Origin of the sequence: Vibrio sp. 14N.309.X.WAT.E.F5 (assembly GCF_030397615.1) — a bacterium.
GTDB lineage: Bacteria > Pseudomonadota > Gammaproteobacteria > Enterobacterales > Vibrionaceae > Vibrio > Vibrio lentus.
This window is the reverse complement of sequence record NZ_JAPNXR010000007.1, coordinates 211,743-226,874: the sequence shown is the minus strand read 5'-3', so window position 1 is coordinate 226,874 and position 15,132 is coordinate 211,743. Positions and strand designations below refer to the sequence as shown.

13 protein-coding genes are annotated in these 15,132 nt (G+C 45.9%); 4 read left to right on the top strand and 9 right to left on the bottom strand.

Annotated features, from left to right (window positions below; all coding sequences use genetic code 11):
- Positions 1-820 (top strand): tetratricopeptide repeat protein (locus OW495_RS10730; protein WP_289886444.1); only part of this gene is annotated, 820 nt, incomplete at its 5' end.
- Between the two features lie 339 nt (positions 821-1,159).
- Here OW495_RS10730 and mpaA read toward each other — a convergent pair.
- Entirely contained in the window at positions 1,160-1,867 is a 708-nt protein-coding gene (mpaA, locus tag OW495_RS10725) for a murein tripeptide amidase MpaA (RefSeq protein WP_102513228.1), read from the bottom strand.
- Between the two features lie 325 nt (positions 1,868-2,192).
- Between mpaA and OW495_RS10720 the strand changes: the two genes are divergently transcribed.
- The gene (locus tag OW495_RS10720; RefSeq protein WP_289886441.1) at positions 2,193-3,818 is read left to right on the top strand and encodes an ABC transporter substrate-binding protein; all 1,626 of its coding nucleotides are present in this window, start codon (positions 2,193-2,195) and stop codon (positions 3,816-3,818) included.
- Positions 3,819-3,925: 107 nt separating this feature from the next.
- Here OW495_RS10720 and OW495_RS10715 read toward each other — a convergent pair whose 3' ends face one another.
- The 4 genes from OW495_RS10715 to OW495_RS10700 all read right to left on the bottom strand — a co-directional run bounded on the left by OW495_RS10715 (position 3,926) and on the right by OW495_RS10700 (position 9,278).
- Entirely contained in the window at positions 3,926-5,338 is a 1,413-nt protein-coding gene (locus OW495_RS10715) for a fructose-specific PTS transporter subunit EIIC (protein WP_017104538.1), read from the bottom strand.
- A 13-nt stretch (positions 5,339-5,351) separates the two neighbouring features.
- The gene (locus OW495_RS10710) at positions 5,352-5,792 is read right to left on the bottom strand and encodes a PTS sugar transporter subunit IIA (protein WP_102513226.1); all 441 of its coding nucleotides are present in this window, start codon (positions 5,790-5,792) and stop codon (positions 5,352-5,354) included.
- A 248-nt stretch (positions 5,793-6,040) separates the two neighbouring features.
- The gene (manA, locus tag OW495_RS10705) at positions 6,041-7,258 is read right to left on the bottom strand and encodes a mannose-6-phosphate isomerase, class I (RefSeq protein WP_102513233.1); all 1,218 of its coding nucleotides are present in this window, start codon (positions 7,256-7,258) and stop codon (positions 6,041-6,043) included.
- 115 nt (positions 7,259-7,373) lie between these two features.
- On the bottom strand, positions 7,374-9,278 hold the full coding sequence (locus OW495_RS10700) for a fructose-specific PTS transporter subunit EIIC (protein WP_289886439.1): 1,905 nt from the start codon (positions 9,276-9,278) through the stop codon (positions 7,374-7,376).
- Positions 9,279-9,656: 378 nt separating this feature from the next.
- Here OW495_RS10700 and OW495_RS10695 point away from each other — a divergent pair, with 378 nt between their 5' ends.
- A complete protein-coding gene (locus OW495_RS10695) occupies positions 9,657-10,496 on the top strand; it encodes an AraC family transcriptional regulator (RefSeq protein WP_029223612.1) in 840 nt (279 codons plus the stop codon).
- Between the two features lie 62 nt (positions 10,497-10,558).
- Here OW495_RS10695 and OW495_RS10690 read toward each other — a convergent pair whose 3' ends face one another.
- Positions 10,559-11,332, bottom strand: coding sequence for a PTS sugar transporter subunit IIA (locus tag OW495_RS10690; RefSeq protein ID WP_102513224.1), 774 nt, complete (start codon positions 11,330-11,332; stop codon positions 10,559-10,561).
- Between the two features lie 7 nt (positions 11,333-11,339).
- Positions 11,340-11,642 carry a fructose PTS transporter subunit IIB gene (locus OW495_RS10685; RefSeq protein ID WP_076667121.1) on the bottom strand — a complete coding sequence of 101 codons (303 nt, stop codon included), beginning with the start codon at positions 11,640-11,642 and terminating at the stop codon, positions 11,340-11,342.
- A gap of 243 nt (positions 11,643-11,885) precedes the next feature.
- Between OW495_RS10685 and OW495_RS10680 the strand changes: the two genes are divergently transcribed.
- Entirely contained in the window at positions 11,886-13,751 is a 1,866-nt protein-coding gene (locus tag OW495_RS10680; RefSeq protein WP_017104544.1) for a fructose-specific PTS transporter subunit EIIC, read from the top strand.
- 111 nt (positions 13,752-13,862) lie between these two features.
- Here OW495_RS10680 and OW495_RS10675 read toward each other — a convergent pair whose 3' ends face one another.
- The gene (locus OW495_RS10675; RefSeq protein ID WP_102513223.1) at positions 13,863-14,447 is read right to left on the bottom strand and encodes a TetR/AcrR family transcriptional regulator; all 585 of its coding nucleotides are present in this window, start codon (positions 14,445-14,447) and stop codon (positions 13,863-13,865) included.
- A gap of 154 nt (positions 14,448-14,601) precedes the next feature.
- A complete protein-coding gene (locus OW495_RS10670) occupies positions 14,602-14,775 on the bottom strand; it encodes a hypothetical protein (protein WP_198599777.1) in 174 nt (57 codons plus the stop codon).
- Between the last annotated feature and the right edge of the window lie 357 nt (positions 14,776-15,132).

The following is a 15,132-nucleotide window of genomic DNA, read 5'->3' as shown; positions in this document are numbered from 1 at the left end:
TCAAGATGATAAAGAGGCGGTGTTGTGGTTTAGAAAGGCCGCTGAGCAAGGGCATGCGCTAGCTCAAAACAATCTAGGTGCTATGTACGCAGAAGGCCGAGGTGTTTCTCAAAATTATGAAGAAGCGGTGTCTTGGTATAGAAAAGCCATTGAGCAGGGTGCTATGGATGCTCAATATAATCTTGGATTGTCTTACGAACGAGGTGTGGGTGTAATTCAAGATGATAAAGAGGCGGTGTTGTGGTTTAGAAAGGCCGCTGAGCAAGGGCATGCGCTAGCTCAAAACAATCTAGGCAGCATGTACGTAGAAGGTCGAGGTATCTCTAAAAATTATGAAGAAGCAGTATCTTGGTATAGAAAAGCCACTGAGCAAGGACTTGCGCTAGCTCAAAACAATCTAGGCGTTATGCACGAAAAAGGCCTAGGTGTTTCTCAGGACTATAAAGAAGCGGTGTCTTGGTATAAAAAGGCCATGGAGCAGGGTGATGTAGATGCTCAAAACAATCTAGGTGTTATGTACGCAAAGGGCACCGGTGTTTCTCAAGATGAAAAAAAAGCGGTGTCTTTGTACACAAAGGCAGCTCAGCAAGGACTTGCGACAGCTCAATACAATCTTGGATCAATGTACGCAGAAGGTAAAGGTGTGGCTAAAAACGATAAAACATCTTACATGTGGTTAAAATTAGCTCAATATAATGGCAAGGAAGGGATGCAAAACGACTTCGATATAATGACTAAAAGAATGACATTAATCGATGTCAATGAGGCGAAAAAAAGAGCTAAAATATGTTTGGAATCTGATTACATTCGATGTAATTAAATACAACCTTCATGCAACATCGATAGTTGATTGAACTTAACTGCACTTAATCCGCACCGAGATTTAGACATATGACAGGCTCCCGATAGGGAGCCGTTTTTACACTACAAAGTCAATTCGAAGGGTGAATTTCTTCTAGCTCCACCGCTAAAGGCTTTTTACTCAATAATAGTGGTTTGAGCGGAACCGCATTTAGCCGGCATCTAAACCAACCTTTTATTAGTGCGATTTTACGCATCGCGCTCGCTCACCAATACTCACTTTTTCATACCTTTAGTTATCCACGAATTGCTAATTTAGAGTAAGTCCTAAAACACTTTTGTCCAAAAACGAGTTTGCCTACCCTTCCTCACCCCCCAACACAGCCACAAACGCATCTAAATACTGCTCTATAGTCAGATCTGCAGAAACCGGCGGCAGTTCTACGGTAATACACGGTAGGTTTTTTTCTTGGCACCAAGTACCGAATGAGCCTGGGGTTTCGTAGTCGACGTCTTCGACGAGTGGTAGGTTGAACTGTTTGCCTAGCCAAATGGCGAGTTCAGATTGGGTTGGGTCGTCGACCATGGCGAGTGGTTCGTGGAAAGAGATGACGAACTTGGGTTGGCGCTGCTCAATGAGGTTGATCAGCGACTGCACTTCCGGCTCTAGTTGGTTGGCTTGTCCCGTTTTTACTTTTACATCTCTGACTGGGGTGTGAGAACTCCAGCGATAGACGGTGCCGTTTTCTGTCCAGTTCTGAGTTGGAAAGGCGCGGTTCAAATCGACTTGGTTTGCGTTGGCACGAGTACCCAATTGATTGCCATCTGGGTTCATCGACAAGATCACATCGTGTCGCAAGTTAGCTGCTGGCAAGCTTCTTAGCGCGCAAGATAAACCTGCGATAGAGGCGGTTTCATCGCCGTGTGTGCCTGCTAAAATCAGCCCGCGAGACTCGCTTTCTACTTGTGCGGGGAAATAGAGCAAGGGTGCGCCCAATACCGAATTTCCATATGACAGCGGCTTTATTGAAAATGCAGCTCTTTCCGTTCTTGGAATTAAACTCACCTTAATCTCCTGATTGATCAAGTACTATCAAATAGTAAAACCAATCGTAGTAAATAACTGTTCACCCTAGCTTGTTAAAAATCTCGATAACGTCGTTAGATTTTTTGATTGTAGAATAACTACTTATCGAAACTATTTATTGAAAAGAGCAGCCTTGTTCTCTAGCTTTTTTCCTGCGCTATTTTTGAACACTTACTTACTGTGATTGGTATAACTACTATTTAGATGACCTCTATTAAATAAACCATAGCGTCAAAACTCGTCAACTGTCGCATTGTTAATTTTATTACTTTGCTTCAAAGATAGGCTAGGAGAGCAAAAAAACATGGATTTTAAGAAACATTCAACGGCTTTAATCATTTCATCTTTATTGACCCCTTTTATCTCAGTGACTGCCGTTGCTGACACATTGCCTGCCGGAACTTCTCTGGCGAAAGAGCAACATTTGGTACGTGCCAATGATGCAGAAGCTGCGACACTCGATCCGGCAAAGGCAGAAGGCTTGCCTGAAATGCACATTCTACGCGACCTATTTGAAGGGTTAGTGATTCAAGATCGTGATGGCAACATTACTCCAGGTGTTGCGGAATCTTGGGAAACCGAAGACAACCAGACGTTTGTCTTCCACCTGCGTAAAGATGCTAAATGGTCGAATGGCGATCCGGTAACGGCCGATGATTTCGTGTATGCGGTAAGACGCGCGGTCGACCCGAAACTCGCTTCGCCGAATGTTTGGTATCTTAAGCTTACTCAAATCAGCAACATTGCAGACGTAGCCGAAGGCAAGAAGCCCGTTGAAGAGCTTGGTATCTCCGCTGTCGATAAACACACGGTGAAGTTCGAACTCGATAGCAAGGTGCCTTACTTTGTGGCGATGACAGGCCACACCTCAATGATGCCAGTTCACAAGGCAACGCTAGAAAACAGCGACAAGCCGTGGAGCGATCCTAAGCAGTTTGTGGGGAATGGCGCGTTTGTATTGGACGAGTGGGTGGTTAACGAGCGCATTGAACTGAAGAAGAACCCGAAATATTGGGACAACGCAGATACGCACTTAACCGAAGTGACTTACATTCCGTTCGAGAACCAGAATGCGTCGATCAACCGTTATGCGGCGGGCGAGGTCGATATCACTTCTGATGTACCGACACACATGGCGCAGCAGCTTAAAACCAAATACCAAGATGCGTTTACCGCGGTGCCTTTGCTGTGTACTTACTATTACGCGTTCAATACCACACGACCTCCGTTTGATGACGCGAGAGTGCGTAAAGCGGTGTCGTATTCAATGATGCGTGACGTGATCACTAATGGTGTCACTCAGGTAGGTAACCTACCGGCTTATACCTTTGCTCATGAGTACACGGCAGGTTTTGATGCGACTCAGCCTGAATACAGCACATGGACTCAAAAGGAGCGCGACCAAAAGGCCAAAGAACTGCTGAAAGAAGCGGGCTACGATGAGTCTAACCCGTTGGATTTCAAATTGCTCTACAACACCAGTGAATCGAACAAGTCGATTGCAGTGGCGATTGCTTCCATGCTGAAAGGTAATCTAGGCGCGCAAGTTGAGCTAGAAAACCAAGAGTGGAAGTCTTATTTGGTATCGCGTCGCCAAGGTGATTTTGATGTGATGCGCGCTTCTTGGTGTGGTGACTACAATGAAGCATCTACCTTCTTGAGCTTATTGCGATCTGAGTCTTCGGGTAATTTTGCTCGTTACAACAACGACAAGTACGACTCTGCGATGGACAGTGCATTAGCCGCAACCAGCGAACAAGATCGCCAAGGTTTCTATGATCAAGCCGAGCAGTTACTGGCTGAGGATATGCCTATCGCGCCAATCTATTACTACATGCAAGCTCGCCTAGTGCGACCAAGTGTTGGTGGCTTTGCGAAGAACAACGTGGAAGGGCGCATCTATTCTAAGGATCTTTATATCAAGCAGTAAAAAGCTTTGAACATTATATAAATAAAAAATCCCCATTCGCTGACAAAACGAATGGGGATTTTAGTTACTAGGGGGTAGTAATTTTATCTTCTAACTTGTTTCAGGTTTTAGATAGCCACCATAGTCGCGGCTTTCTTCATCGCTTCCTTGGTTGAGCATTCAATCACGTTCGCGTTAGCAAAGCGGTGTGCGTCTTTTACTTGAATATCGTGAGCCAAGATAACCAGTCTTGCGTTAGCCACATCTAGGTCACTGATGCGGTTCTGAATACCGTTTTGACCTTGTGTTTCTACCTTAATCTTAAGGCCTGCTGCTAAGCCTGCTTTTTCTAGTGCTTTCGCTGCCATGAAGGTGTGTGCAACACCAGAAGGGCAACATGTTACGGCTACGATATCGTACTCGCCTTCGCCTGCTACAGGAGCTGTTTGAGCTTGTACTGGTGCTTCAACCATGTCTTCTTCGGTTTCAACCGCGACTGGTTTCCAGAAACCAACGATAACTGCTGTGGTTAGTGAGCCAAGCGCAATACCGACCACGTACATTGGAATGTTGCTTGATACTGGCGCAGTGATTAGGCCGCCCCACGGTGCGTGTAGTAGAACGTCTGTCATGAAGCCGAACACACAGCCCACGATACCACCGGCAACGATTGAAGGAAGTACACGCATAGGGTCGTTTGCTGCGAACGGGATAGCACCTTCAGAGATACCGATAGAGCCCATGATTGCTGCTGCTTTACCTGCTTCTTGCTCTTGTTTAGAGAACTTGTTTTTGAATAGGAACGTCGCCAGTGCCATGCCTAGAGGTGGTGTACAAATCGCGATGCCTACGCCGCCCATTAGCCATGGTTGTGTGTCTACTTGAGTTTGAGCAAATAGGGTCGCCACTTTGTTGATAGGGCCGCCCATATCAAACGCCGTCATACCGCCAAGGATTGTGCCCAGAACCATCTTAGATGCGCCAGCCATTGACGCTAGGAACTCGTTCATTGAAGACATGAACAGTTTGATTGGCTCACCGATGCCCCACAGTACGATACCTGCAGAGATTAACGTACCTAGAAGCGGGTAGATGAAGTAAGCACCCAGCGCCGTCATGTTTGCAGAAAGCGGGATCTTTTTAAGTTGGAACACTACGCCACCGGCGATGAAGCCTGCCACGATACAGCCAAGGAAGCCGCCGCCCATGTCAGCCATGATGCCAGAAGAGATCATCGCTGGCGCTAGTGCTGGTTTATCTGCAATTGAGTAACCAATAAAGCCGCCAAGAATGATTGGGAAAAGAACAAGGCCTTTGATACCGATATTAGAGATGTCTGCCAGCAAACCATCTGCTGGTACTGCACCTTTGCCTGATGCCATGACCGCTAAGGCCAATAGAACACCGCCGGCTACGATGAAAGGCAGCATGTGTGAGGTTCCGAAAAGCAGGTGGCCTTTCATGGTACTAAGGATTTTTTTAAAGTCGCTACTACTGTTTTTATTATTGGTATTCGTAGCTTGAGTTGTTAGGGTGCTCATAATTTTCTACGCCTTATGAATTAATTAAAATATTAAGGATTTGTTGTTCGTCTTTTGCGTTATGGATATCTTGAATAAATTCATCGCTGAATTTTCCAAACAATTCTTGTAGTACATAAATATGATGGTCAGCACCGTTATCTGGTGAGGCAATCATAAAAAATACGGTTGGGTTAATGCCGTCTTCATCGCCATACTCAATGCCTTCACGCTTAACACCGACAGCGATTGCCGGCTCAGTTACCGCCTTGCTTTTTGAGTGTGGGTAAGCGATGCCGTCCATTGAGGTAATGCTTTGAGATTCACGAATTTCGATGTCTGCCAAGAAGGCTTCTTTATTACTGATTCGGTTGTTTTCAAATAACATGCTTGCCAATTCTTCAAACAGTTCTCTTTTATTATTCGCTTGAAGGTTTTTATTAATTAAGTTGACGTTAGTTAGCTGTGTGATCATTTATTAACTCATTCACTATTGAAGTTCTTGAATTAAAATTAATGGATTAACCCGTTTCGCGAAATAGCAAATAAAAGCCCTTCACTGTACATTTGTACCAAGCAAAATTAAGTGTGATTTGCATCATTAATGCAGTGTGAGATGGGTCATATTTGATGGTGTATTTCGGTGTTGAAATAACTTTCTGCAGGAACAAAAATGCCCCGCAAAAGCAGGGCATGGATAGTGTGTGATTAGTGGTGATGGAGCTAGCTGTAAGCACGCGCTACGCGTCCAACGCAGTCCAGTTTGTAGCTCTCAGCATAAGCAGGAATGAATACCGACTGGCCTTTCTCTATCACGCAGGTTTCGCCACATTGATGGGTTAGCACCATAGATTCATCGAGTGGCAGTAGGATTTCTGCACCTTCGGTAGTGATCTTTCTTTGATGTGAGTTTTGCACGATAGAGAATTTAAAATCCTCGACTGGAATTTGGTATTCCATCACATCACCTTGCTCAATCGGGCTTAACAATAATCTATCCGCAGGCTTTTCATTAAATCGAGTACAAGAAACCAGTTCGTTCACGTCCATGTACTTAGGCGTTAACCCGGCACGCAGCACATTGTCTGAGTTCGCCATGATTTCTAAGCCTGTACCCTTGATGTAAGCGTGGGGAGTCTCGGCATCTAGATACATGGCTTGTCCTGGCTTTAGGGTGATCACGTTCAATAGCAGCGGAGCAAATAGGCCGACATCACCTGGGTACTGTTCTTCCAGTTCTGAAATCAACTGGAACACAGGTGTATCTGAAAGTTTCGCCTTCACTAGCAACATGGTCAGCGCCATGCCTTTTTGTTCACCTTGCAAAGACAATAAACTCGCGAAGAAGCTCGCTAATCCATTGGGAGTTTGGTCGCCTTGTAGGTCGTTGACCATCGAATGCAGCTCTGGAATATCAAGGTAATGGAAGTGCTCAAGGATCTCACTGATCGACCTAAAACCATTCATCGCTGTGTAGTCGGTTAGGGCATACACCAGTTCTGGCTTGTGGTTGGCATCCTTGTAGTTACGGTTGCCCGCTGTCATCGGAATGCCTTGCTGCTCTTCTAGTGCATAGCCAGATTCCGCTTGTTGTTTATTTGGGTGTACTTGAACAGACAGTGCTTTTTCTGCTGCTAATACCTTGAATAGATATGGCAACTCACCAAAACGACTTGCTACTTTCTCGCTTAAAAACAGGTTGAGGTTCTTAGAAATCAAGCTCGATAATGTGGTCTGTTGCCCGTTATCAGTCACCATCGAACAACCATTCGGGTGAGCACCCATCCAGATCTCCGCTTGCGGCTCACCAGACTGGTTATCAATACCGAACAGTTGGCTAAACGAAGAAGGGCTACCCCATGCGTAGTTTTGAATCACGTTGGTCATAGGGTAGAAAAAGCGTTGTACGAACGAATCGTTCGCTAAAGAAAAATCAGACATCGAAATCACCATGAAGGGAAACATGGCTTGAGTTCCATTCGACCTATTTGTAACTAAAGTATTAGCGACTAAAGAAGCAGAGTAGAAGGGCTCAAGCCATTGGAGTTGAAATGGCTTAAGCCGCTGCTGTTGTTAGCTTGGCTTTGCGTAGATTTTTAAGCGCGATACAAGTAACCGCGGTCACACCGGCACCTGAAGCCATACACAGAAGTGCCAGCATTGGGTAGTTCATAGCACCTAACAGAGCCACAACTGGCCCACCGTGAGCAACGCTGTTGGTAATACCAAATGAGAACGCCATAACCGCTGCAGTCATTGAACCAAGCACGTTGGCAGGGATAACTGACATTGGGTCTTGAGCCGCGAAAGGAATCGCACCTTCAGAGATACCCACCAAGCCCATCGCACCAGCGGCCTTACCTGCTTCAATTTCAGAAGATTCGAACAGGTCGAACTTGCGGCCAAGTCTGGTTGCGATAGCCATACCAAGTGGAGCTACAGGGATTGCACATGCCATTGCACCCATGAACTGAGTTTGACCGCTGGCAATCATGCCGACCGAGAATAGGAATGCCACCTTGTTGAATGGGCCGCCCATATCGAAACCGGCCATGCCACCCAGTACTATGCCTAATAGAACCACGTTGCCTGTACTCATGCTCGTTAGTAGTGCAGTAAGAGCATCCATCAGCCCTGCGATAGGTGCACCGATAACAAAGATGAATAGACCCGCGATGAATAGAGAACCTGTGATCGGAGCGATCATGATAGGCACAAGTGGTTGAACGAATTTGTGGTAGTTAAACGAAGTAATCCATTTAACGAAGTAACCCACTAATAAACCCGCGATGATTGCGCCAATGAAGCCTGTACCTGCGTCAGCGCCGTAGAAAGAGCCGTTGTTAGCAATCCAACCACCGATAAGGCCAGGGGTTAGAGCAGGGCGGTCAGCAATCGCGTAAGCAATGTAGCCAGCCAAGATTGGGATCATCAGGGTGAAGGCAACCACACCGACTTCTAGGATTTGGTTCCACATGCTGCCTGCAGGAATCGCCATGCCAGATTCGCTTGGCTCACCGCCAATGGCTAGTGCTAGGGCAATCAAAAGGCCGCCAGTCACCACGAATGGGATCATGTGTGATACGCCATTCATCAGGTAACGATAAAGGTCTGAACGCGCTTGTGAGGCTTTTTCTACAACAGATTGGTTGGTAGGCGTTTGTTCAGCTTGGTAACTAGGTGCGTTGAGCGCTTGCTTAATCAAGCCTTGTGCGTCTTTGATTGGTGCTTTTACGTTGGTGCTGATGACGCGTTTTCCGGCAAAGCGAGCCATGTCGACCTGTTTATCACAAGCCACGACAATCGCGTCTGCACGTTCGATCTCTTCTTGAGTCGGGCTGTTTTTAACACCAATAGAACCGTTAGTTTCGACCTTGATGTCGTAGCCAAGAGCCGCCGCGCCTTTCTCTAGCGCTTCAGCGGCTAAATAAGTGTGTGCAACGCCAGCTGGGCAGCCTGTCACACCAATGATGAAGCCTTGTTTCTCAACGTTGTTTTCCGTTTCTGAAGGCTCAGGTTTGATAAGCAGTAGTTCTAATGCATCTTGTTCAGATTGAGCATTCATGAAGCTTTCGATAAAGCCTTCTTCAATCAGTTTTGAAGAAAGCTCTGCCAGTACTTCGATGTGGTGATTATCACCGCCATCAGGAGAGGCAATCATGAAGAACAGTTTTGATGGCTGACCGTCATCGGCGCCGTATTCGATGCCCTGCTTGTGGACGCCGATAACAACCGCGGGTTTGATCACCGCGCTGCTTTTCGCGTGTGGCAGAGCAATACCTTCTTCAAACCCGGTATTACCTTGTTCTTCTCTCGCCTTAATGTCGGCAAGAAACTGTGCTTTGTCTGAGATTCTGCCTTCTGCGTAAAGCACGTCTATCAGCTCTTTAAATACGTCTTCTTTTGAATTAGCGCTAAGCGAAAGCTTAATCAAATCTTGATTGATCAATGTCGTGATCATAATGAACCCCTACTCTGTTTTTATTTTGTTAGGGGTATTCTGGAATCTACGGCTTACCTTCTGTAGTGAAGAAAAAATGCATTTACTGGATGATTGTTGCGTTATAAGTGGAGTGTGATTTTGATCGGTTGAGTGGTCGTTTTTAGGGCGGTGTTGACAGAGTTTAAGATGTGTTGAGGCTTTTATTTATAAGGGCTGTAGCGTATTTGTTTATCAGGACAGGAACGAGCTTGGTCAGTTTCGGCACTGGAAATTTATTTCCGTGACTGGATTTTTGTAACCTATATCTCAAATTGTGATTTTGCTCAATAGCGCTATGTTTCACTAAGGGGTATATCTATTCCCGTAGCCTTATTGCTGCCCACTAGAGTTCGAATAATGATATTTCATGACTTAATCTCGTCTGTATTAAATGAGCGAGAACCGTTTCATAACATCTGGTTTGCTGGAGATTTTCATACACCTTCAGCGTGCAGTTATCAGGTGAACTTTCCCCGTTTAGAGTTGGTGCTAGACGGAGAGTATATTAATGAAATGGAGAGTCATGATCGCAAGATCACCAACGTTATAGCTAAAGCAGGGGATGCGATTTTCATCCCGCCTAACTGTTGGAATAAGCCTAATTGGGACACCGACTGTTCGGTGCTGAGCATGTTGTTTGGTCGTCGTCAGTTGGGTTTAAGTTTGGTGAGTAAGCGCAAAGGTGAAGAGAGCTTTTACGATATTCAAAAGCACAGTATTCAGACTCGCTCTGGGTTTGCGATTGATAACATTTTGGAGGCGCTCAGCTCGTTAGCGAGAGAGAGTAACAAGCAGCCGATGGATGAGTTATTGCTGCAAGCTCTACTGCAATACAGTAAAACCATGCTGGAAGCGCCCGTAGAAAAATCTCATAGCCGAGTACAGGATGTGTATCAGGGTATTTGCATCTACATTCAAGAGAACTTCCACCGCCAGATCACCCGTGACAGCATTGCCTCGCGCTTTAGCATTTCATCCAATCACTTGTCGCGAATGTTCCGTCAACAAGGCCACATGACGCTGGCAGAATACATCACCCGCGTGCGGGTCGACCGCGCCAAGTTCATGCTCAAGAAGTACAACTTCAAGCTCAATGAAGTGGCTGTACGTTGCGGCTTTAAGGATGTGAACTACTTCTGTCGAGTGTTTAAGAATCGCACCGGAAGAACGCCTACTGAATATCGAGGCTCTATTTAGTTAAGCCGTCTTTTTAAGTCGGAGTGTATTTTTTGTTGAGCCGTATTTTTGAGTGAGCAGCCTTAAAGCAGGCGAGATGATATGTACATCAGCAGAGCTTGTAGATCGACACTGCTTCTGGTTTTTTGCAGACGTTCATTGACCTGATCGTGGAGCAGGTTTCGCGTTAAATTGGTGGCTGCAATAATATGTTCACGTTGTGGCTTAGTTGGAAGAACGAGTGCGATGGCAACATGCACTTGGCCAATTTGAGATGCCCAATCAATCGCTTCGTCACTGACGATCACCGCAATCGAGAGATCTTGAGTCGATTCAAACATCACATGAGGCAGTGCGATACCCGGTGACACGCAGGTTGAAGAGCGCTCTTCTCGCTTAATAAACGCCAGAATCAGCTCATCTGGATCTTCTGGATAAACGAGGTGAGCGAGCCCTTTCAAGCACTCAAATTTGGTCAGCTGAGTTTGTGCTTTGGCATGGTGCCATTTGATGTCACACGGTGGACATATCTGCGGCATGCGTTGGACTAAATCTTTAGAGAACTCATGGTTTACTTGCGAGCCAACCATCGCATAATGCTCGGCAATTACGTCTTTGAGAACGAAACAGGCCAGCTCTGCATCAATACCGACCGCGGTGATCTGACATAAATCACCACGAAGTAAACCCACTTGTAGCATCGCGACAGATTTGGATAGATCGGCGGTTCGGTTTTGAGTGATGTTGATAATGCGGATGGTACTTTTGAACTTCTTCGCTAAGCGAGTAAGCGGCTGCGCGACGTGTGAGTTCGCGGCAGGGTCGTCAACGAAGAAGGTGATCTGGTATTCGTTCATGAAAGGATCAAGCCCGACAATGCTTGATAAAGACTTTATCCACACTCAACAACACTTCTTCCATAGGAATGAATACGGTTTTAGTAGGGTCGAATCGGCTTGGCTGTTCTATGTCGATATCTGAGACGATCAACACTTTGTCCGCGAGGGTAATATCTTGGGCGGTCAGTAAATTTTCAATACCCATAGCACCTTGCGTTTCAACCTTGATTGAAACGTTGAACTTAGGGGCTGTTTTATTTAGTGCATCAGCTGCCATGTATGTATGCGCAATGCCTGTAGGGCACGCAGTTACCGCTACAATTCTCATTATTATTCTCGGTGTACTTAGATCGACAGTTTACTTGGATCGATAGGGCTATCTGAATCTGTGAATTTTATGGATTCCCGTTTTTAATTCAAAGGTGGACGTCACACTCTAGATTCTTGGTTACAATAATCCAGTTAATGCACCTTTCGTCCTATATATTGAGCGGGCTTGCATCGTTAATCTTTTCATATCATTAACCTCTTTATCTCATTTACTCAAATTGGTACTCGGACGAGGCAGCACATGGACATCACTAACATCATAGAGCCTGAGATTATCTGCTTAGATTTGAAGGCAGACTCTAAGCAAGCGGTATTTGAAGAGCTTGCTGAGATGCTTGATTCAGCGGGAAAGCTCTCCAGTAAAAGTGATTTCCTTGTTGATTTGTGGAAGCGAGAAACCATAGGTAATACAGGCTTTGATGATGGTATTGCGATACCACATGCGAAAAGTTCTGCTGTCGCTAAACCAGCAGTGGCGGTGGGAGTTAGCCGGTCGGGTATTGATTATGGCGCAGACGGCGGTGAACTGTCGGATGTGTTTTTCATGCTCGCATCGCCAGACAATAGCGATGACCATCATATTGAGGTGTTGGCTCAGATCTCGACTCGATTGATTGAAGATGGCTTTGTTACAAAATTGAAGGCGGCTGAGTCAGTTGAAGAAGCGCAACAACTGTTCATTGAAGCGAATTCTGAATCTTTCGATAGCTACGCTTCTAGCCATCATGAAGTGTACAGCGAACCATTAAGCCCTTGGGCACAATCTCTTAATCGTCTCAAAGAACACTTGTTGTACGGCACTTCGCACATGATCCCATTTGTGGTCGCAGGCGGTGTGCTCTTGTCTTTGTCGGTAATGATGTCTGGTCATGGCGCAGTTCCAGAAAGTGGTGTGCTTGCTGATATCGCACAGATGGGCATCGCGGGCTTAACGCTTTTCACGGCGGTATTGGGAGGCTACATCGCCTACTCAATGGCGGATAAGCCGGGTTTAGCGCCCGGAATGATTGGTTCTTGGGTTGCGGTGAACCAATACAACACCGGTTTTCTTGGTGCAATTGTGGTTGGCTTCTTCGCAGGCTTTGTGGTTAATCTACTTAAGAAGATCAAACTGCCAGACAGCATGATCTCTCTGAGTTCTATCTTCATCTATCCCTTAGTTGGTACCTTCATTACCTGTGGCGCCGTGATGTGGGTGATTGGTTCTCCTATCGCGTATGTGATGCTTGAGATGAACCAAATGCTCACTGGCATGGCGGGCTCAGGGAAAGTGGTGTTGGGCAGTATTTTAGGGGCGATGACGGCCTTTGATATGGGCGGCCCAATCAACAAAGTGGCGACGCTGTTTGCTCAAACGCAGGTGAACACTCAACCTTGGCTGATGGGGGGCGTCGGTATTGCCATTTGTACGCCACCATTAGGCATGGCTCTTGCCACTTTCATATCACCTAAGAAATTCAAACGAGACGAACGCGAAGCCGGAAAGGCAGCGGGTATTATGGGAATGATCGGCATCAGTGAAGGTGCGATCCCATTTGCAGCGGCTGATCCTGCACGTGTTCTGCCTGCCGTTGTTGCTGGTGGCATTGTCGGTAATGTGGTTGGCTTTATGTTCCATGTTATCAACCATGCACCATGGGGCGGTTGGATCGTGTTGCCAGTGGTTGATGGCAAAATTGGCTACATTGTTGGAACACTAGCGGGAGCGCTGACTACAGCCTTTATTGTGATACTACTGAAAAAGAATGTCGTTGAAGACGAGTCGCGATTGAATCGAACAACAGGTGGCTCGGTCACGGAAGAGGGATTGGCTGATGTGCTGGCTGTTACTTCTTGTCCATCTGGTGTTGCCCATACGTTTCTAGCGGCGAAGTCTTTGGAAAAGGCAGCTCATCATCTCGGGGTTAGAATAAAAGTTGAAACGCAGGGCGCCAGCGGGATAGGCAATCGCATCACACAAAAAGATATTGAACGGGCGAGGTTGGTGATCTTCGCTCACGACGTGGCGATCAAAGAAGTCGAGCGCTTTGCGAACGTCAAAACCTTAGATGTCAGCACCAAAGAGGCGATGCTCAATGCGCAGGCGTTGATCATGAGGAAAGTATAAAAGTAATCGGCTTTAAGATTGGCTGAAAAGCGATAAATAAAAAGACGCCCAAGTATTGGTAGTAATACTTGGGCGTCTTTTTGTAGGTCTGAGCTTATATAAGCTCAGCTGCTAAAAAGGGTGGTACTTGAAGATGTCTTCAACCATTGAGTTGAGTAGCTCTGTGTCATCGCAGGTTTTTGCATAAGTGCGTAGCCCTGCAATTTGAACCTGAATATGACGAGCAAGTTGAGCCGGCTCGCGCTCTTTGCTTATCTCACCAAGTTCTTGAGATTCCACAATCAGCTTGGCGAACTCGCCTTCCATAATTTTGAGTGATTTCTTTGCTTCGCCCAATAATTCCGCGTGTTCATCCGTCAGTTCAGCAACGGTTTTAGCCAGCATACACATGCCGTTAGGCGCACTCTGTTTAGATTCAACCACCGCGCGTTTGATAAAGCTTTCAAGCGCTTTAATTGGAGAGCCTGTCTCACTGCGGAAGCGGTTCAAATTGAGAATGCCGAGTTCGGTATAGCGAGCCAATGTCTCTTTAAACAAGCCTTCTTTGCTACCAAAAGTCGCGTAGATGCTGCCCGGACGCATATCAATTACGTCCTGTAAGTTGCGCATAGAAGTCGCGTGAAAGCCTTTTTCCCAATACAGGTTGGTGGCTCTGTCTACAACATCTTGTCTATCGAACTTTGCGGTTTTGGCCATAACATCTACTTCATCGGTCTGAACATATATTTAATATTTTATGCTGAACGTTCGTTCTAGTAAAGAAGAGCCAGCAAGAAAATAAGCTGCTTAGTTTAGTTATTTGCTAAGTATTTGAAATAAAGCGACCAGTGTGTCGCTACAAGGCTGTAATTTACACGTCGACCACTTCTACGGTCTTGTGTTGCGCTCTATAATAGGTGCCTTCATCGATGGTATACATCAAGGTTTCTTCACACTCTGGGCAATCGAATTCTTCATTCGGTTCGATTGCTGCCTCTTCTACCCATTCCCAACCGATTTGCTCTTCGCAAGCGGGACAATTCATAAAATACCTCTCAGTTGTTGGCGCATATTTGCTGCGAGCCTCAATTTAACAAGCTCGGCATTATACATATTTAGTGAGTAAGTAGTAGATAGTTAGTCCGTATAGAGTAGACAAATCGTTAGCAAGGAATAGAAAGCCAGTTAACGCTGAAATAGATACCGTTTTAGCGCTGAACGAACAATTATTGACGAATATGTTGTTAGCCTTGAGCACATAATTGGTGCAGTCCTACCCCTTTGGGATTATAAAAAAAAGATGTCAATTTTCAGACGCTTACGTCAATAAAATGTTGTTGCACGTACTTTTCGCACAGTTAAGTCGGTTAGCTAACAGTTTTGTCGATAATCCAATGTATTT

Coding starts and splice junctions, on each gene's coding strand:
- OW495_RS10685 (WP_076667121.1), bottom strand. CDS start 11,642: ATGAGAATTGTAGCGGTAACTGCGTGCCCTACAGGCATTGCGCATACA.
- OW495_RS10715 (WP_017104538.1), bottom strand. CDS start 5,338: ATGAGCACCCTAACAACTCAAGCTACGAATACCAATAATAAAAACAGT.
- OW495_RS10675 (WP_102513223.1), bottom strand. CDS start 14,447: ATGGCCAAAACCGCAAAGTTCGATAGACAAGATGTTGTAGACAGAGCC.
- OW495_RS10680 (WP_017104544.1), top strand. CDS start 11,886: ATGGACATCACTAACATCATAGAGCCTGAGATTATCTGCTTAGATTTG.
- OW495_RS10670 (WP_198599777.1), bottom strand. CDS start 14,775: ATGAATTGTCCCGCTTGCGAAGAGCAAATCGGTTGGGAATGGGTAGAA.
- OW495_RS10690 (WP_102513224.1), bottom strand. CDS start 11,332: ATGAACGAATACCAGATCACCTTCTTCGTTGACGACCCTGCCGCGAAC.
- manA (WP_102513233.1), bottom strand. CDS start 7,258: ATGTCTGATTTTTCTTTAGCGAACGATTCGTTCGTACAACGCTTTTTC.
- OW495_RS10695 (WP_029223612.1), top strand. CDS start 9,657: ATGATATTTCATGACTTAATCTCGTCTGTATTAAATGAGCGAGAACCG.
- OW495_RS10710 (WP_102513226.1), bottom strand. CDS start 5,792: ATGATCACACAGCTAACTAACGTCAACTTAATTAATAAAAACCTTCAA.
- OW495_RS10700 (WP_289886439.1), bottom strand. CDS start 9,278: ATGATCACGACATTGATCAATCAAGATTTGATTAAGCTTTCGCTTAGC.
- OW495_RS10720 (WP_289886441.1), top strand. CDS start 2,193: ATGGATTTTAAGAAACATTCAACGGCTTTAATCATTTCATCTTTATTG.